Raw genomic sequence first — 16957 nt, forward strand, 5'->3', positions numbered from 1 at the left:
CCCTATGTCTGGAGCCGCAGGCAGGCAACAATGACCCCTTTGATGGCGCGCGCTTTCCTCTTTGTCCTCGACTCGTTCGGCATCGGCGGCGCCGCCGATGCCGAACGCTATGGCGATGCCGGCGCCGACACGTTCGGTCACATCGCGCTCGCCTGCGCTGAGGGGCGCGCGGATCGCGAGGGCCTGCGCAAGGGACCGCTCGCCCTGCCCAACATGGTCTCGCTTGGGCTGGCGGGCGCGGCGGAAACCGCGACGGGCTTCCGCTTCGGCAAGGGCGGCACGGCGCCGGTCGCGGCGGCTTTCCATGGCGCGGCGCAAGAGGTGTCGAGCGGCAAGGACACGCCGTCCGGCCACTGGGAGATAGCCGGCCTGCCGGTGCGCTTCGACTGGGGCTATTTCCCGCAGACGGTGCCCGCCTTTCCGGCCGAACTGACCGCGGCGATGATCAGCGAGGGAAAGGTGCCCGGCATTCTGGGCGATTGCCACGCGGGAGGAATCGAGATCATCGAGCGGTTCGGCGAGGAGCATATCCGGACCGGCAAGCCGATCTGCTACACCTCGGTCGATTCCGTGCTGCAGATCGCCGCGCACGAAACGCATTTCGGCCTCGAACGGCTCTACGAATTCTGCAAGACGGTGCGCAGGCTGGCCGATCCGCTGAACATCGGCCGGGTAATCGCGCGGCCTTTTGTCGGGGAAACCGTCGCCACCTTCGAACGGACATATAACCGCCGCGACTATGCCGTGCCGCCACCCGAACCGACGCTGCTCGACCGGCTGACGGAGCGCGGCAGCAAGGTCATCGCGGTCGGCAAGATCGGCGACATCTTCGCGCATCGCGGCATCTCGGAGGTGCGCAAGGCCGCCGGCAACATGGCGATGTTCGACAAGGCGCTCGGCGCGATGGACGATGCCGGCGACGGCGACCTGGTGTTTGCCAATTTCGTCGATTTCGACACCGAGTTCGGCCACCGGCGCGATGTCGCCGGCTATGCCGCGGCGCTGGAAGCGTTCGATCGGCGCCTGCCCGAAGCGCTGGCGAAACTGCGGCAAGGCGACCTGCTCATCCTCAGCGCCGACCATGGCAACGATCCGACCTGGCGCGGCACCGACCATACGCGCGAACGCATCCCGGTGATCGGCACCGGACTGGGGCTGGCAGGCGGCGACATCGGCCTCAGGCCGACCTTCGCCGATATCGGCGAGACCGTCGCCGAGCATCTCGGGCTGGCGCCCGGCCGTCACGGCACCTCCTTCCTTGGAGCGATCGGCGGCCATGCCCGAACTGCCTGAGGTCGAAACCGTCCGGCGCGGGCTGCAGCCGGTCCTGGAAGGCGCTCGCCTGGTCAGGGTCGAGGCGCGCCGGCCCGATCTCAGGTTTCCATTTCCCGCGCGTTTCTCCGAACGCCTGACCGGCAAGACCATCACCGCGCTCGGCCGTCGCGCCAAATACCTGACCATGCATGTGGAGGGCGGCCCGGTGCTGATCTGCCATCTCGGCATGTCGGGCTCGTTCCGCATCGAAGTCGCCGATGGCAACGAGACGCCAGGCACCTTTCATCACGAGCGGTCGAAGAGCTCCACGCACGACCATGTCGTTTTCGATGTCGAGACGGCCGCGGGCGCCCGCTCGCGCGTGATCTTCAATGATCCGCGCCGTTTCGGCTTCATGCTGTTTGCCGAAGGCGTGCCCGATACCCATCCGATGCTGACCGGCCTGGGCGTCGAGCCGACAGGCAATGCGCTGGACGGCGCCCTGCTCGCCTCGCTGCTCAAGGGCCGCAGATCGCCGTTGAAGGCAGCGCTTCTCGACCAGCGGCTGATCGCCGGGCTCGGCAATATCTATGTGTCCGAAGCGCTGTGGCGCGCCGGCCTGTCGCCGCTGCGCGAAGCAGGCACCATCGCCAAGGCCGGCAAGAAGGCCAGGGAGCAGGCCGAACGGCTGGCCGAGGCGATCCGGTCGGTCATCGCCGATGCGATCGCCGCCGGCGGATCGTCGCTGCGCGACTATGTGCAGACCGATGGGTCGCTCGGCTATTTCCAGCACTCCTTCGCCGTCTACGACCGCGAAGGCGAGCCATGCCCGAAGCCTGGCTGCGGCGGCCATATCGAGCGCATCGTGCAGAGCGGCCGCTCGACCTTCTATTGCCGGACCTGTCAGCGGTGAGCTAGACCGATCTCCCCAATCGGAACGAGGAGGCGATGCCATGACCTATGAAACCATCATCGTGGAGACGCGCGGCAAGGTCGGGCTGATCACGCTGAACCGGCCGAAGGCGCTCAATGCGCTGAACACCGAGGTCATGAGAGAAGCGGTCGAGGCGGTGAACGGGTTCGGCGCCGACCCCGGCATCGGCGCGATCGTCATCACCGGTTCCGAGAAGGCCTTCGCCGCGGGCGCTGACATCAAGCAGATGCAGTCGATCGCCTTCGTCGATGCCTACACGCAGGACTTCTTCGTCGGCTGGGAGGAGCTTACGCGCGTGCGCAAACCGATCATCGCGGCGGTTGCGGGTTACGCCCTTGGCGGCGGCTGCGAACTGGCAATGATGTGCGATTTCATCATCGCCGCGGACACCGCCAGATTCGGCCAGCCCGAGATCACGCTCGGCGTGATGCCCGGCATGGGCGGATCGCAGCGGCTGACCCGGTTCGTCGGCAAGTCGAAGGCCATGGATATGTGCCTGACGGGGCGGATGATGGATGCGGCGGAGGCAGAGCGCTGCGGGCTGGTCTCGCGAGTCGTGCCCGCCGGCGACCTCGTCGAGGAGGCGCTGAAGGCCGCGGCAAAGATAGCGGAATTCTCGCTGCCCTCTGTGATGATGACGAAAGAGGCCGTCAACCGGGCCTATGAGACGACGCTTGCGGAGGGTTTGCGGTTCGAGCGGCGGCTGTTCCATTCGCTGTTTGCGCTGGACGACCAGAAGGAAGGCATGGCGGCCTTCGCCGAGAAGCGGAAGCCCAATTTCACCAATCGATAAGATGGCCGGGCGCCAGCCTCAAAAAGAAGGCAAAGCGGCGTTGACGCGCCGGAAAAGCTGAACTATAAGCCGCACCAACCGAGGCGGCCTGTGGCTGCCCGTTTGTTTTTTGCGCCCTGCGATACTGCTGGCGCCCACCAGATCAGAAGAGAGGCATCATGGCCAATACCTCCTCGGCCAAAAAGGCAACGCGCAAGATCGCCCGCCGCGCCGCGATCAACAAGAACCGCCGCTCGCGCGTCCGCACCTATGTGCGCCAGGTCGAAGAGGCGCTGGCCTCGGGCGACAAGGCCGCGGCACTCGCCGCCTTCAAGGCCGCCGAGCCGGAATTGATGCGCGCCGCGACCAAGGGCGTGATCCACAAGAACACGGCATCGCGCAAGGTTTCGCGGCTGGCGCACCGGGTCAAGGTACTGACCGCCTGATACGCCTACCCTAGACTAGCGTTCTTCGAACCCGGCGGATGACGCCGGGTTTTTTCGTTTGCCGGCAAGTACTTAAAAAGAACGCCCGGAGATCGCATCCGGGCTGGATTTCAAAATCCAGATTGTTTTGCCGGCATATACATGCGCACTGATATTCCGTTATGTCGAAAGCGGGTGCGCACCCAGATTCAGCTGTCAGAAATTATCCATACATTTCAGTCACTTGCAGACGGTGATCCACAGCTTGTTCACATCGAGTTCGAGCTGCGGGGGACAAGTAGCTGTCAAGCGAATTATTTCAGAAAATTTCCTGCCAGGTGGCCTTTTTCATATTCGCCGGAAAAGGGTTTGAATCACAATGGCTTTGTCAAAATATGCCGTTGCGGCACCTGTTGCAGACCCGCCTCCGCTAACCAGATTCGTTAAAAATCCGTTAGTCGTGGCCTTGCCCTATCCACAGCGATTTCGGTAATGTCCATCCATCGAAGGGACGGGCTCTTGGCCCCCAAACCCAGCCTGAATTGGCCACCACAAAATGGCAGAATTCATGACGTGGAGCAATTCCGCGAACGGGTTTGATTTGTCTTTTCGATGCGGGTAGGGGACTGGCGTAATTTTTACATGGCAGGTCGATGGCGCGCCGGCGTTTTCGCCGGGCGGTAGAGCTTTGCCTTGTTCAGAAAAACGACCCGGCTTGCAAGGGCCGGGACCGGTCCCTTGTGTAGAACGAGGCGGCATTCACCACCAGCGGCGGTGGCAGTGTCGCAGCGAAGATACGGTCGCCGGAAACATGGATGCAGGAGGCGCATCCCCGGCGGGAAACAGGTACAAACAGGCAAGGAACGCGGTCATGCAGAGCGGCATCGAAAGGGAGCTAACGAGCGAACTCCCATTTCAAGCAACTTTTGTCGGAGGGGGCGACATGGTGGCATCCAGCGACGCGGAACAGAAGTTCGAGCGGGTCAAGACCCAGCTGAAGGCGCGCTTGGGAGCCGAGGTCTATTCTAGCTGGTTCGGCCGGATGAAGGTCGCCGAGGCGTCCCGGGGCATTGTCCGCATCTCGGTGCCGACGGCCTTCCTGCGGTCGTGGATCAACGGCCACTATCTCGATCTGATCGCCGAACTGTGGAAGCACGAGGATCCCGAGGTCCTGAAGATCGAGATCGTGGTGCGCACCGCCACGCGCCAGACGCGCAACGGCGCCGAGCCGGAAGTGGCGCCGGCGCGCAAGATGACCAGGCAGACGCAAACGGCGCTCGCGGCAGGCACCGCCGGATCAGGCAGGGTGGAGCGGGCACCGGCGCCGCGCCAGGGCGCGCCCGCCGAAACGGAGTTCCGGCACAATGTGCTGGGGTCGCCGCTCGATCCGCGCTACACGTTCAATTCCTTCATCGAAGGCCCGTCGAACCGGGTGGCTTTCGCCGCGGCAAAGGCGGTGGCGGAATCGCAGTCGAGCGCGGTGCGCTTCAACCCGCTGTTCCTCCATGCCACTGTCGGTCTCGGTAAGACGCATCTTCTGCAGGCGATCGCGGCGGAATCGCTGATGCACAACCCGAAATCGCGCGTCGTCTATCTGACGGCCGAGTATTTCATGTGGCGCTTCGCTACCGCGATCCGCGACAACAACGCGCTGACGCTCAAGGAGCAGTTGCGCGACATCGACCTGCTGATCATCGACGATATGCAGTTCCTGCAGGGCAAGTCGATCCAGCATGAATTCTGCCATCTCATCAACATGCTGCTCGACAGCGCCAAGCAGGTGGTGGTCGCCGCCGACCGGCCGCCGTCGGAGCTGGAATCGCTGGAGCCGCGCGTCCGCTCGCGCCTCAATGGCGGCGTGGCGCTGGAAATGTCGGCGCCTGACTTCGCCATGCGACTCGGCATGCTGAAGCTGCGCCTTGCGACGGCCAAGGTCGACGACACCTCGCTCGATATTTCGGAGGAGATCCTCAACCATGTCGCGCGCACGGTGACGGGCAGCGGGCGCGAGCTGGAGGGCGCCTTCAACCAGCTCCTGTTCAGGCAGTCCTTCGAGCCGCAGATCAGCATCGACCGCATCGATGAGATCCTCGGCCACATCTATCGCTCGGGCGAGCCGAAGCGGGTGCGCATCGAGGACATCCAGCGGATCGTGGCGCGTCACTACAATGTGTCGAAGACCGAGCTTCTGTCCAACCGGCGCACACGCACCATCGTCAAGCCGCGGCAGGTCGCCATGTACCTGTCGAAGGTGATGACGCCGCGTTCGCTGCCGGAGATCGGACGGCGGTTCGGCGGCCGCGATCATACGACGGTGCTGCACGCGGTGCGCAAGATCGAGGACCTTTCGGGCGCGGACAACACGCTGGCGCAGGAACTGGAACTGTTGCGAAGGCTGATCAACGACCAGGCTTGAGCGCCCGGGAAAAGCCGGATCGGGGACTTCGCCGGCTTTATCCCCAGAAAGCCCGCGCAACCGGCCCTAACCGGTGGCGCGGGCTTGCGTTTGCAGGCTTTTTCCTGTCAGCTTAAGCAGATTCTGAGCCTGTTCAGACCTTTCGCGGGGCGCCGCTCGCCGGAGACCCGCTCATCCATTCAAGCGAGCCTGTTTCGTCATGCGTGTTATCCTGGAACGGTCAAATCTCCTGAAGTCGCTCAACCATGTCCACCGCGTGGTCGAGCGGCGCAACACCATACCGATCCTCTCCAACGTGCTGCTCAGCGCCGAGGGCGCCAGCCTCGAGATGAAGGCGACCGACCTCGACCTGGAAGTGACCGAAGCGACGCCCGCCAAGGTCGAGCGCGGCGGGGCGACGACCGTTCCGGCGCATCTGCTCTACGACATCGTGCGCAAGCTCGCCGACGGAGCGGAGGTGATGCTGAAGACCGACGAGGACGGCAATGCGATGACGGTCACCTCGGGCCGTTCGAGCTTCCGTCTGCAGTGCCTGCCGCAGTCCGATTTCCCGGAGCTTTCGGCCGGTTCCTTCTCGCACATCTTCCGGCTCGATTCGCTCGACCTGAAAGGCCTGATCGAAAAGACGCAATTCGCCATCTCCACCGAGGAGACGCGCTACTACCTCAACGGCATCTACCTGCACACGCATGAAGCCGGCGGCAAGCTGAAGCTGCGCTCGGTGGCGACCGACGGCCACCGCCTGGCGCGCGCCGAGATCGACGCGCCGGCAGGGTCCGAAGGCATGCCGGGCATCATCATCCCGCGCAAGACGGTGAGCGAGTTGCAGAAGCTGGTCGACGACCCGGATGTGGCCGTGACCACCGAACTTTCCGACACCAAGATCCGCTTCACCATCGGCAGCGTGGTTCTGACCTCGAAGCTGATCGACGGCACCTTCCCGGACTATCAGCGCGTCATTCCGACCGGCAACGACAAGAAGCTGATCATCGACCGGCAGAGCTTCGCCGCGGCCGTCGACCGCGTCTCGACCATTTCGTCGGAGCGCGGCCGGGCGGTGAAACTGTCGATCGCCGAGGGCCAGCTGACGCTGGCCGTCAACAATCCGGATTCCGGCAGCGCTACCGAGGAACTGGCCGCCGACTATTCGGCCGACCCGATCGAGATCGGCTTCAACGCCAAGTATCTGCTCGACGTCGCCGCGCAGCTCACCGGCACGGAGGCTAAATTCATGCTCGCCGACGCCGGCTCGCCGACGCTGATCCACGACATGGCCGACGAGACCGCGCTCTACGTGCTGATGCCGATGCGGGTCTAGAGCATGATGCCGAAAAGTGTGAAGCGGTTTTCGGACGACATCATGCTCTATCTCTTTGATTTAGAGCCGGATTCAGATTTCAGGTCGATTCGACCTGAAGTCATCCAGCTCTAGGCCGCCAACGAGGCGATTTTGCTGCCGTGACCGCAGGTGCAACACAGCTCCAGCAACAAACGCATATAAGTAAGCTTACACTTACGAATTTCCGCAATTACGCTGCGCTTTCGATCGACTTCGCGGCCGGAGCGGTCGTGCTGTCCGGCGACAATGGCGCCGGCAAGACCAATCTGCTGGAAGCGATCTCGCTGCTGACGCCTGGGCGCGGACTGCGCCGCGCGCCCTATGCCGACCTGGCGCGTGAAGGCGGCGATGGCGGTTTTGCGCTGCACGCCCGCATCGAAGGGCCGGAAGGCCAGGCCGAGATCGGCACCGGCATTGCGGGCGGCGACAGCTGCGAGAGCGGCAGACGGGTGCGGATCAATGGCGCCGCCGCGCGGTCGTCCGAGGATATGCTGGAGTGGCTGCGTGTCGTCTGGCTGACGCCGGCGATGGACGGACTGTTCCCCGGGCCGGCGGCCGACCGCCGGCGCTTCCTCGACCGGCTGGTGCTGGCGATCGACCCCGGTCATGGCCAGCGCGCGCTCGACTACGAGAAGGCGATGCGCGGACGTAATCGCCTGCTTACGGAAGGATCCCGTGACGGCAGCTGGTTCGACGCCATCGAGACGCAGATGGCCGAGACCGGCGTGGCGATCGCGGCGGCCCGCGCCGAGCTGGCGCGCCTGCTTGCCGCGATGATCGAGAGGCTGCCGTCCAGCGGACCGTTTCCGCAAGCCGACATCAGCCTCGACGGCGACCTGGAGAACGCGCTCGGCAGCGCGCCGGCGGTCGATGTCGAGGAGCGGTTTCGCCGCGCGCTGGCCGATGGCCGCGACCGCGACCGCGCCGCCGGCCGCACGCTGGACGGCCCGCATCGCTCCGATCTCGTGGTGCGGCACAGGCCCAAGGCAATGCCGGCCGAGCTCTGCTCGACCGGCGAGCAGAAGGCGCTCCTGGTCGGCATCGTGGTCTCGCATGCAAGGCTGACCGGCGAGATGTCGGGGATGACGCCGATTCTGCTGCTCGACGAAATCGCGGCACATCTCGACGCCGGCCGGCGCGCCGCCTTGTTCTCGATCCTGGAGGAGCTGAACTGCCAGGCGTTCATGACCGGAACCGACGCGGCGCTGTTTTCCAGCCTCGAAGGCCGCGCGCAGTTCCTGACGGTCGACCACGGCAACGTTGGGCCAACGGAAGACCCCTGACAAGGTTTTTGCGCCACGATAAGGTCTGGCCATGACCACGCTTACCGACGAAGAACTCGAGCGCTACGCGCGCCACATCGTGCTGCCGGAGATCGGCGGCGCCGGCCAACAGAAACTGAAGCGGGCGCGGGTGCTGGTGATCGGCGCCGGCGGGCTCGGCGCCCCGGTGCTCGAATATCTCGCCGCCGCCGGCGTCGGCACGCTCGGCATCGCCGACGACGACACGGTCTCGCTGTCCAACCTGCAGAGGCAGGTGATCCACGGCACGGACGCGATCGGCATTGCCAAAACCGACAGCGCGTCCGCGGCGATCATGCGCATCAACCCCAATGTGGCGGTCGAGCCGCATCAGCTCAGGCTGACGGCGGAGAATGCCCCTGCCCTCGTCGCACGTTACGACATCGTGGTCGACGGCTCCGACAATTTTGACACCCGTTATGCGGTGGCCGATGCCTGCGCCGCGGAAGGCAAGCCCCTGGTGCACGCCGCCGTCGGCCGCTTCGACGGCTCGCTGACGGTGCTGAAACCATTCGAGACCGGCGCCGACGGTAAGCCTAACCCCGGCTACCGCGACCTTTTCCCGGAAGCACCGCCGGAGGGACTGGTGCCGTCCTGCGCCGTCGCCGGTGTGGTCGGCGCGCTGACCGGTGTGATCGGAACGCTGCAGGCGATGGAGGCGATCAAGCTGATCACCGGCATCGGCGAGCCTCTGGTCGGCCGGCTTTTGCTTTTCGACGCGCTCAGCGCGCGCTTCGACACTATCCGCTACAAGAGAGCCTGATCGCATGGACCGGCCGACAGGCGTCTTCGTCACGCAAATTCCTCCCGATTTCGGGCAATGGGACGAGTTGCATTCGCTGATCATGCGCGCCTTTGCCTATATGGACGGCGTCATCGATCCGCCGTCCTCGGCGCATCTGCTGACCGCCGCAAAGCTCAAGGAAAAGGCAAAGCAGGAGACGGGTTTCCTGGCCCTGCAGGGTGCGAGGATCGTCGGCTGCGCTTTCGTGCTGGAAAGGCCAGACGATTTCTACATCGGCAAGCTCGCGGTCGAGCCGGACTTTCAGGGGCAAGGTATCGGCCGGCTGCTGATGCGGGCCGCCGAGGAAATTGCCGTGAGCCGTGGCAAGGGCGCCATCGAACTGCAGACTCGCATCGAGCTCTCCACAAATCACAGCGCCTTCGCCCGGCTGGGCTTTGGCGAGACCGAACGCACGGCGCATGAAGGCTACGATCGGCCGACCTCGATCATCATGCGCAAGGTGCTGCCATGAGCCTCGCCCTCAGCGCGGAAGAACAGGCGATCGCCGCCGGCAAGGACGGCGCCGCGATGGCGATGCGCATCGTCGCCGAAAGCGCCCGGCTGCTCGGCGCGCCGCGACTGATCCCGATTGCCTCGACGCATATAGACGGGGCGCTCTATCACGGCGATTCCGGCACGCTGTTCGCCGAGAGGCTGGTCGAGGGCGGCGCGCGCGTCGCCGTTCGCTCGACGCTCAATGTCGGCGCGCTCGACCTGATGGGCTGCGCGCGCATCCGCCTCGAGGAGCCGGCGCGCGGCATGGCGCGGCGGATGATGGAGGCCTATCGCAAGCTTGGCTGCGAGCAGAGCTGGACCTGCGCGCCTTACCAGGCCGGGCACAGGCCAGCGCTGGGCAGCGACGTCGCCTGGGGCGAATCGAACGCGGTGGTGTTCTGCAATTCGGTGCTGGGCGCGCGCACCAACCGCTATGGCGATTTCCTCGACATCGCCTGCGCCATTACCGGCCGAGCCCCGGACTACGGCCTGCATCGCCTCGAGAACAGGCGGGCGCGGCTGGTGTTCGATGTCTCCGGCCTCTCGCCTTCCTTCCTCGCATCCGAAATCGCCTGGCCGGTGCTGGGCAGCCTCTATGGTCGCGAGGTCGGCAACGCCGTCGGCGTCGTCACCGGCGTAGCCAAGCACCCCGGCGAGGATGCGCTCAAGGCATTCGGCGCCGCCGCGGCCTCGTCCGGCGCGGTCGGTCTGTTCCACATTGCCGGCGTGACGCCGGAAGCGCCCGATGCGAACACCATTCTCGCCGGCACGACGCCGGAGACGGTGATCCACGTCACGTCTGAAATGGCCGCGAAGGCACGTGCCGGGCTGTCCACGGCGGCGGCGTCGAAAACGATCGACGCGGTTGCAATCGGCAGCCCGCACCTGTCGCTCGCCGAATTCGACGCGCTGGAGCGGCTGATCGCCGGCCGCCGGCTCAGCGTGCCGATCTATGCCTGCACCGGCCGCCATGCGCTGTTCGGACTCGAGCAAAGCGGCCGGCGCAAGGCGCTCGAGGCAAGCGGGGTGATCATCGTTGCCGACACTTGCGTGGTGGTGACGCCGATCATGCCGGAGCTCAGCAACGGGGTGCTGATGACGAATTCGGGCAAGTTCGCGCACTACGCGCCGGGCAACACCGGCTACTCGGTGCTCTACGCCTCGCTGGCCGACTGCGTCGAAAGCGCCGTTCTTGGTAAGCCACGCTTTACGGATATCGCAGCATGAACGCCCGAGCCGAGATCCTGGTGCCCGGCAAGGGCGGCGAAGGCGAGGCGCTGGTGCTGACGGCGCCGATCAGCTTCTGGGGCGGCGTCGACCCGAAGAGCGGGCGCATCGCCGATGTCCGCCACCCGCAGCATGGCGAGACGATTTCCGGGCGCGTGCTGTTCCTGCCGGGCACGATCGGCTCATCCTCGGCTTCGGCCGTGCTGATGGAGCTTGTCCACAATGGCCGGGCGCCGGCCGCACTGGTGCTGCACGAGCCGGACGCAATCCTCCTGCTCGGGCTGATCGTCGCCAGGGAAATGGGCTGGCAGACGCCGATGGCGGTCCAGCTCGAGCGCGATATCTTCGAGACCTATCGCGGAAGCATTGCGAAAATCGCTGAAGACGGCGCCCTCACCATCGCCGGCTGAAGACCGCAAGTCGTCAGGTCCTCAGCGGCAGCACCCGGTCCGGCGGGCGGTGGCCGTCGAAGAAGGCGCGGATGTTGATGATCACCTTCTCGCCCATGTCGATGCGGCCTTCGAGCGTCGCCGAGCCCATATGCGGCAGGAGCACGACCTTGCCCTTGGCGGCGAGCTTCAGCAGCTTGCTGTTCAGCGCCGGCTCGTGTTCGTAGACGTCGAGGCCGGCGCCGGCGATCTTGCCGTCATGGATCAGCTTGATCAGCGATTCCTCGTCGATGATGTCGCCGCGCGCGGTGTTGACGATGTAGGCCGACGGCTGCATCAGCGCCAGCCGCCGCGCCGAAAGCAGATGGAACGTCGCCGGCGTCGACGGGCAGTTGACCGAAATGATGTCCATGCGGGCCAGCATCTGGTCGAGGCTCTCCCAATAGGTCGCTTCCAGCTCGTCCTCGACCGCCGGCAGCACGCGGTGGCGGTTGTGATAGTGGATCGACAGACCGAAGGCCTTGGCGCGCCTGGCAACCGCGGTGCCGATGCGGCCCATGCCGACGATGCCGAGCCGCTTGCCCCAGATACGGCGACCGAGCATCCAGGTCGGCGACCAGCCGGCCCATTTCTTGTCGCCGGTGAGCACGTTGGCGCCTTCCGCCAGCCTGCGCGGCACGGCCAGCATCAGCGCCATGGTCATGTCGGCCGTGTCCTCGGTCAGCACGTTCGGCGTGTTGGTGACGGTGATGCCCTTTTTCGCCGCCGCCGCGACGTCGATCTTGTCGACGCCATTGCCGAAATTGGCGATCAGCTTGAGATTGTCGCCGGCCTGGGCGATCAGCGCCGCATCGATATGATCGGTGATCGTCGGCACCAGCACATCGGCTTCCTTGACCGCGGCGACCAGCTCCGGCTGCGTCATAGGCCGGTCCTCGACGTTCAGCCGCGCGTCGAACAGCTCGCGCATGCGGGTTTCGACCGGGTCGGGCAGCTTGCGTGTGATGACGACGAGGGGCCGTTTTTTGCCTGCCATTTTATCCCCGAAGCTTCCTCGAAACCGATCTCGTTGAGACCTCTTTAACCAAGACAGGCGAAACTTGTAGCCAATCGCGGTATCCGCCCACTCCTGTAACAAGCGGTGCTGCCGAAGACAAAGAAAAAGGGGCGCCGGGGCCGACGGGCAGGCGCCGAAAGGAAACAAAGTGTCTGGTTTCGCGACGCTCCGCCTGGCTTTCAGCGCAGCAGTCCTCGGCGCTCTTCTTTACTCTCCGCAGCAAGTGTCGGCACAGGGCGCCGCCGCTCCCGGGCAGACGATCACGCTCGGACCGAGCGGCCTGCCGCTGCCGCGCTTCGTCAGCCTGAAATCGGGTCGCGTCAATTCGCGCGTCGGCCCTGGCGCCAACTATTCGGTCGACTGGATGTACATGAAGGCCGGCCTGCCGATGGAAATCATCCAGGAGTTCGACACCTGGCGGCGCGTGCGCGACGCCGACGGCTCGGAGGGCTGGATCAACCAGTCGCTGCTGTCGGGACGCCGCACGGCGATCGTCGCGCCCTGGCAGCGGGGCAAGGGCGGCCGAATCAATCTGCTCGACGACAAGGACAAGGACGCCGGCGTGGTGGCCATCGTCGAACCCGGCGTCATGGGCGCGATCAAGGCCTGCGACGGGCAATGGTGCGAGATGACCTTCGAGGGCCATACCGGCTGGCTGCCGCAGTCGGTCGTCTGGGGCGCCTATCCGGGCGAACGGGTCAAGAACTAATCCGGCCTGACACTAATGCGGCGGGACAGGCGCTTGGAGTTCGCGGCGTCCGATACGGCCGAGATGGGTATCCTGAAAACCGCTGGGCAGCTTCAGGCCGTAGCCGAGCGCGCGGTCGATGGCGATGTGGGCGATCCAGATCAGCGCGACCGCTGTGGTCATCGAGGTGCCGAGGACGTGGCCGCCCAGCGCCAGGACGAGCGGGACAATCAGCATGTGCAGGGCGTTATAGGCGACGGCGCCGATACGCGGTCCCGCTAGGTATCCCAGCATCGACAGATCCGGCGCCAGGATGAGCAGCGCGAACAGCCACCAGGAAGCGCCAGTCATCGCATAGAGGACGACGGAAGCCGCCGCGGCGACCCACCATTCCAGCTTTACCGCGAGATCGAGAGGCCGCATCGCAAACGGATCAGTCGCGGCGCTTCGGGCGCAGCCTGACCACGATATCGACATTGGCGATTTCCATGCCCTGCGGAGGCTCCGGCAGGTTGGAGACAGTCACCGGGCCGCTGGCGATATCGAAGATCCTGTTCTCGCCTTCGATGTAGAAATGATGGTGGTCGGAGGTGTTGGTGTCGAAATAGGTCTTCGACCCCTCGACGGCGAGGATGCGCAGCAGACCCGCCTGGGTGAACTGGTGAAGGGCGTTGTAGACGGTGGCCAGCGACACCGGCACGCCGGCGGCGATCGCCTCCTCGTGCAGCTCCTCGGCCGAAAGATGGCGGTCGCCCTTGGCAAAAAGCAGATCGGCCAGCGCAACGCGCTGACGTGTCGGCCTCAGGCCGGCCTCGCGAACCCGCTTGTCCACAGCGACATTGTCCTTCCGGCTGCCCTGATCCATCTATCCCGTCGAAGCTCGCGCTTTCGGCCCAAAAACACGTCCAGAGTGGCGAAAAAACGTCATCGGCCGAAACTGGACACGTTCCGACATATATTCTGTCGGCCGAATGCGATCAATAGAGCAAGACGCTTGTGCGCAGGCGCGCATTGACCCGGGCAGACGGGCAGGTTAAGCGCAAACGCCGGTTTCCGGCCTTGGAAAGATTGTGTTAGGAAGCCAACGACAAGGGCGCCCCACCGCCCGGGACGATCACGGGGACGAAATTCATGGCGGGTTCGAAGTCCAGCTACGAGTATGAGGAACTGCTTGCCTGCGCCCGCGGCGAGCTGTTCGGACCGGGCAACGCGCAGTTGCCCTATCCGCCGATGCTGATGTTCGACCGCATCACCGAGATCAGCGAGACCGGCGGCGCCTTCGACAAGGGCTTCATCCGCGCCGAGTTCGACATCAAGCCGGACCTTTGGTTCTTCGCCTGCCATTTCATCGGCAACCCGATCATGCCGGGCTGCCTCGGTCTCGACGCCATGTGGCAGCTGACCGGGTTCTATCTCGGCTGGCTCGGCGAGCCGGGCAAGGGGATGGCGCTGTCGACCGGCGAGGTGAAGTTCAAGGGCATGGTGACGCCGTCGGTCAAGAAGGTGGAATACGGCATCGACTTCAAGCGCGTGATGCGCGGGCGTCTGGTGCTCGGTATCGCCGATGGCTGGCTGAAGGCGGATGGCGAACCCATATACGCGGCGACGGATCTGAAAGTGGGTCTGTCCAAGCAATCAGCGGCGGCTTGACCGGCGCCACCACCGCGCCATGCGCCCTTTGCATGCGGGACCGCGTGGCGCTTTGATTTTGCGTATGATCGTTTGCGAATTCCGATCACGGTTTTCGACATCATGCGCCGGAAGGAGTTGCGAATGAGACGGGTCGTAGTGACGGGCCTCGGCATCGTGTCGTCGATCGGTAACAACGCCAACGAGGTGCAGGCCTCGCTGCACGATGCCAAATCAGGCATCAGCTTTTCCAATTCCTTCGCCGAACACGGTTTCCGCTGCCAGGTCTGGGGCGCGCCGACGCTCGATCCGTCGGCCATGATCGACCGGCGCGCCATGCGCTTCCTGTCGCAGGGCGCGGCGTGGAACCACGTCGCCATGGACCAGGCGATTGCGGATGCCGGGCTTGGCGAGAGCGACATCACCAACGAACGCACCGGCATCGTCATGGGCTCGGGCGGCCCTTCCACCCGGACCATCGTCGAGGCGGCCGAAACCACGCTCAAGAACGGCAGCCCCAAGCGCATCGGCCCGTTCGCGGTGCCGAAGGCGATGTCGTCGACCGCATCGGCGACGCTTGCCACCTGGTTCAAGATCCACGGCGTCAACTATTCGATCTCGTCGGCCTGCTCGACCTCCGCGCACTGCATCGGCAACGCCTATGAGCTCATCCAGTGGGGCAAGCAGGATGTGATGTTCGCCGGCGGCCACGAGGATCTCGACTGGACGATGTCGGACCTGTTCGACGCCATGGGCGCGATGTCGTCGAAGTACAACGACAAGGCATCCACCGCTTCGCGCGCCTATGACGTCAACCGCGACGGCTTCGTCATCGCCGGCGGCGCCGGCGTGCTGATCCTGGAGGAGTTGGAGCACGCCAAGGCGCGCGGCGCCAAGATCTATGCCGAGATCGTCGGCTACGGCGCGACCTCCGACGGCTACGACATGGTGGCGCCCTCGGGCGAAGGCGCGGTGCGCTGCATGCGCCAGGCGCTCGCCACGGTGTCTACGCCGGTCGATTACATCAACACGCACGGCACCTCGACGCCGGTCGGCGATTCCAAGGAGATGGGCGCCATCCGCGAGGTGTTCGGCGACAAGATGCCGTTCATCACCTCGACCAAGTCGCTGACCGGGCATTCGCTGGGCGCCGCCGGTGTCCAGGAATCGATCTACTCGATCCTGATGATGCAAGGCGGCTTCATCGGCGAGAGCGCGCATATCGAGGAGCTCGATCCGGAATTCGCAGGCATGCCGATCGTGCGCAAGCGCATCGACAACGCCAGGATCGACACCGTTTTGTCGAATTCCTTCGGTTTCGGTGGCACCAACGCAACGCTGATTTTCCAGCGCTATTCCGCATAAGGATCGCCAGTCATGGACGGACTGATGAAGGGCAAGCGCGGGCTTGTCATGGGTGTCGCCAACGATCATTCGATCGCCTGGGGCATTGCCAGGAAATTGTCCGAACACGGCGCCGAACTCGCCTTCACCTATCAGGGCGACGCTTTCGGGCGCAGGGTCAAGCCGCTTGCCGACAAGCTCGGTGCATCGCTGGTGGTGCCTTGCGACGTCGAGGACAGCGCCTCGGTCAGCGCCACGTTCGAGACCCTCGGCAAGGCCTGGGGTGGGCTGGATTTCGTCGTCCATGCCATCGGCTTTTCCGACAAGAACGAGCTCAAGGGCCTCTACGCCGACACCAGCCGGGACAATTTCGTCCGCACCATGGTGATCTCCTGCTATTCCTTCACCGAGGTGGCCCGCAACGCCGCGCCGCTGATGACGGATGGCGGCTCGATGATCACGCTGACCTATGCCGGCTCGGTGCGGGTCATGCCGAACTACAACGTCATGGGCGTCGCCAAGGCCGGACTGGAGGCCAGCGTGCGCTATCTCGCCAATGACTATGGCCCGCGCGGCATCCGGGTGAACGGGATTTCGGCAGGGCCGGTGCGCACGCTCGCCGGCGCCGGGATTTCCGACGCCCGCCACATGTTCTCCTACCAGCAGCGCAACTCGCCGCTGCGCCGCACGGTGACCATCGACGAGGTCGGCGGCTCGGCGCTCTATCTGCTGTCCGATCTCTCTTCCGGCGTCACCGGCGAGATCCATTATGTCGATTCCGGCTATCACATCGTTTCCATGCCGACGCTCGACGAATTGAAGCAGACCGACGGCGCCCGGGAATAATCCCGCGGGAAATACTCGGCTTCCGGTAAAATTGGATGCATTGGCGGAAACTCATTT

Annotated in this window: 18 protein-coding genes; 15 read left to right on the forward strand and 3 right to left on the reverse strand. The window is 64.8% G+C overall.

Annotation, left to right across the window (positions count from 1 at the left end):
* Window positions 1-42 precede the first annotated feature (42 nt).
* The 11 genes from PU724_RS08540 (at window position 43) to PU724_RS08590 (ending at window position 11357) form a co-directional block, all read left to right on the forward strand.
* Window positions 43-1293 carry a phosphopentomutase gene (locus PU724_RS08540; protein WP_354420517.1) on the forward strand — a complete coding sequence of 417 codons (1251 nt, stop codon included), beginning with the start codon at window positions 43-45 and terminating at the stop codon, window positions 1291-1293.
* On the forward strand, window positions 1277-2167 hold the full coding sequence (mutM, locus tag PU724_RS08545; protein ID WP_354420200.1) for a bifunctional DNA-formamidopyrimidine glycosylase/DNA-(apurinic or apyrimidinic site) lyase: 891 nt from the start codon (window positions 1277-1279) through the stop codon (window positions 2165-2167). The genes PU724_RS08540 and mutM overlap by 17 nt, the downstream gene beginning before the upstream one ends.
* A 40-nt stretch (window positions 2168-2207) precedes the next feature.
* Window positions 2208-2981: an enoyl-CoA hydratase gene (locus tag PU724_RS08550; protein ID WP_127285913.1), complete on the forward strand. Its 774-nt coding sequence runs from the start codon at window positions 2208-2210 to the stop codon at window positions 2979-2981.
* Between the two features lie 158 nt (window positions 2982-3139).
* Window positions 3140-3406 carry a 30S ribosomal protein S20 gene (gene rpsT, locus PU724_RS08555; RefSeq protein WP_127285914.1) on the forward strand — a complete coding sequence of 89 codons (267 nt, stop codon included), beginning with the start codon at window positions 3140-3142 and terminating at the stop codon, window positions 3404-3406.
* A gap of 922 nt (window positions 3407-4328) precedes the next feature.
* Complete coding sequence (gene dnaA / locus PU724_RS08560; protein WP_320255372.1) at window positions 4329-5801, forward strand: chromosomal replication initiator protein DnaA; 1473 nt, start codon at window positions 4329-4331, stop codon at window positions 5799-5801.
* 199 nt (window positions 5802-6000) lie between these two features.
* Window positions 6001-7119, forward strand: coding sequence for a DNA polymerase III subunit beta (gene dnaN, locus PU724_RS08565; RefSeq protein ID WP_127287223.1), 1119 nt, complete (start codon window positions 6001-6003; stop codon window positions 7117-7119).
* Window positions 7120-7259: 140 nt separating this feature from the next.
* A complete protein-coding gene (gene recF / locus PU724_RS08570; RefSeq protein ID WP_354420201.1) occupies window positions 7260-8423 on the forward strand; it encodes a DNA replication/repair protein RecF in 1164 nt (387 codons plus the stop codon).
* 31 nt (window positions 8424-8454) lie between these two features.
* A complete protein-coding gene (locus tag PU724_RS08575; protein WP_354420202.1) occupies window positions 8455-9204 on the forward strand; it encodes a molybdopterin-synthase adenylyltransferase MoeB in 750 nt (249 codons plus the stop codon).
* Between the two features lie 4 nt (window positions 9205-9208).
* Complete coding sequence (locus PU724_RS08580) at window positions 9209-9697, forward strand: GNAT family N-acetyltransferase (protein ID WP_354420203.1); 489 nt, start codon at window positions 9209-9211, stop codon at window positions 9695-9697.
* The gene (locus tag PU724_RS08585) at window positions 9694-10947 is read left to right on the forward strand and encodes an aconitase X (protein ID WP_354420204.1); all 1254 of its coding nucleotides are present in this window, start codon (window positions 9694-9696) and stop codon (window positions 10945-10947) included. The genes PU724_RS08580 and PU724_RS08585 overlap by 4 nt, the downstream gene beginning before the upstream one ends.
* Complete coding sequence (locus PU724_RS08590) at window positions 10944-11357, forward strand: aconitase X swivel domain-containing protein (RefSeq protein WP_354420205.1); 414 nt, start codon at window positions 10944-10946, stop codon at window positions 11355-11357. The genes PU724_RS08585 and PU724_RS08590 overlap by 4 nt, the downstream gene beginning before the upstream one ends.
* 13 nt (window positions 11358-11370) lie before the next feature.
* Here the strand turns inward: PU724_RS08590 and PU724_RS08595 are convergent, their stop codons facing one another.
* The gene (locus tag PU724_RS08595; RefSeq protein ID WP_127286510.1) at window positions 11371-12372 is read right to left on the reverse strand and encodes a 2-hydroxyacid dehydrogenase; all 1002 of its coding nucleotides are present in this window, start codon (window positions 12370-12372) and stop codon (window positions 11371-11373) included.
* 169 nt (window positions 12373-12541) lie between these two features.
* Here PU724_RS08595 and PU724_RS08600 point away from each other — a divergent pair, with 169 nt between their 5' ends.
* Entirely contained in the window at window positions 12542-13102 is a 561-nt protein-coding gene (locus PU724_RS08600; protein ID WP_127286511.1) for an SH3 domain-containing protein, read from the forward strand.
* A 12-nt stretch (window positions 13103-13114) separates the two neighbouring features.
* Here PU724_RS08600 and PU724_RS08605 read toward each other — a convergent pair whose 3' ends face one another.
* Window positions 13115-13504 (reverse strand): DUF4260 domain-containing protein, encoded by a 390-nt coding sequence (locus PU724_RS08605; protein WP_354420206.1) that lies wholly within the window; start codon window positions 13502-13504, stop codon window positions 13115-13117.
* A gap of 10 nt (window positions 13505-13514) precedes the next feature.
* Window positions 13515-13946: an iron response transcriptional regulator IrrA gene (irrA, locus tag PU724_RS08610; protein ID WP_127390836.1), complete on the reverse strand. Its 432-nt coding sequence runs from the start codon at window positions 13944-13946 to the stop codon at window positions 13515-13517.
* Between the two features lie 266 nt (window positions 13947-14212).
* Between irrA and fabA the strand changes: the two genes are divergently transcribed.
* The 3 genes from fabA (at window position 14213) to fabI (ending at window position 16900) form a co-directional block, all read left to right on the forward strand.
* Window positions 14213-14731 carry a 3-hydroxyacyl-[acyl-carrier-protein] dehydratase FabA gene (fabA, locus tag PU724_RS08615; protein ID WP_127390837.1) on the forward strand — a complete coding sequence of 173 codons (519 nt, stop codon included), beginning with the start codon at window positions 14213-14215 and terminating at the stop codon, window positions 14729-14731.
* A 123-nt stretch (window positions 14732-14854) separates the two neighbouring features.
* Window positions 14855-16075, forward strand: coding sequence for a beta-ketoacyl-ACP synthase I (gene fabB / locus PU724_RS08620; protein WP_127312204.1), 1221 nt, complete (start codon window positions 14855-14857; stop codon window positions 16073-16075).
* A gap of 12 nt (window positions 16076-16087) precedes the next feature.
* On the forward strand, window positions 16088-16900 hold the full coding sequence (gene fabI, locus PU724_RS08625; protein ID WP_135857598.1) for an enoyl-ACP reductase FabI: 813 nt from the start codon (window positions 16088-16090) through the stop codon (window positions 16898-16900).
* Window positions 16901-16957 lie beyond the last annotated feature (57 nt).

Source organism: Mesorhizobium abyssinicae (genome assembly GCF_049887195.1).
Lineage (GTDB): Bacteria > Pseudomonadota > Alphaproteobacteria > Rhizobiales > Rhizobiaceae > Mesorhizobium > Mesorhizobium abyssinicae.

What these genes read in the sequence shown, in the direction of transcription:
- PU724_RS08575 (WP_354420202.1), top strand. Translation starts at nt 8,455, where the DNA reads ATGACCACGCTTACCGACGAAGAACTCGAGCGCTACGCGCGCCACATC.
- PU724_RS08590 (WP_354420205.1), top strand. Translation starts at nt 10,944, where the DNA reads ATGAACGCCCGAGCCGAGATCCTGGTGCCCGGCAAGGGCGGCGAAGGC.
- irrA (WP_127390836.1), bottom strand. Translation starts at nt 13,946, where the DNA reads ATGGATCAGGGCAGCCGGAAGGACAATGTCGCTGTGGACAAGCGGGTT.
- fabA (WP_127390837.1), top strand. Translation starts at nt 14,213, where the DNA reads ATGGCGGGTTCGAAGTCCAGCTACGAGTATGAGGAACTGCTTGCCTGC.
- rpsT (WP_127285914.1), top strand. Translation starts at nt 3,140, where the DNA reads ATGGCCAATACCTCCTCGGCCAAAAAGGCAACGCGCAAGATCGCCCGC.
- fabI (WP_135857598.1), top strand. Translation starts at nt 16,088, where the DNA reads ATGGACGGACTGATGAAGGGCAAGCGCGGGCTTGTCATGGGTGTCGCC.
- dnaA (WP_320255372.1), top strand. Translation starts at nt 4,329, where the DNA reads ATGGTGGCATCCAGCGACGCGGAACAGAAGTTCGAGCGGGTCAAGACC.
- dnaN (WP_127287223.1), top strand. Translation starts at nt 6,001, where the DNA reads ATGCGTGTTATCCTGGAACGGTCAAATCTCCTGAAGTCGCTCAACCAT.
- PU724_RS08550 (WP_127285913.1), top strand. Translation starts at nt 2,208, where the DNA reads ATGACCTATGAAACCATCATCGTGGAGACGCGCGGCAAGGTCGGGCTG.
- fabB (WP_127312204.1), top strand. Translation starts at nt 14,855, where the DNA reads ATGAGACGGGTCGTAGTGACGGGCCTCGGCATCGTGTCGTCGATCGGT.
- PU724_RS08605 (WP_354420206.1), bottom strand. Translation starts at nt 13,504, where the DNA reads ATGCGGCCTCTCGATCTCGCGGTAAAGCTGGAATGGTGGGTCGCCGCG.
- PU724_RS08585 (WP_354420204.1), top strand. Translation starts at nt 9,694, where the DNA reads ATGAGCCTCGCCCTCAGCGCGGAAGAACAGGCGATCGCCGCCGGCAAG.
- PU724_RS08595 (WP_127286510.1), bottom strand. Translation starts at nt 12,372, where the DNA reads ATGGCAGGCAAAAAACGGCCCCTCGTCGTCATCACACGCAAGCTGCCC.
- PU724_RS08540 (WP_354420517.1), top strand. Translation starts at nt 43, where the DNA reads ATGGCGCGCGCTTTCCTCTTTGTCCTCGACTCGTTCGGCATCGGCGGC.
- mutM (WP_354420200.1), top strand. Translation starts at nt 1,277, where the DNA reads ATGCCCGAACTGCCTGAGGTCGAAACCGTCCGGCGCGGGCTGCAGCCG.
- PU724_RS08580 (WP_354420203.1), top strand. Translation starts at nt 9,209, where the DNA reads ATGGACCGGCCGACAGGCGTCTTCGTCACGCAAATTCCTCCCGATTTC.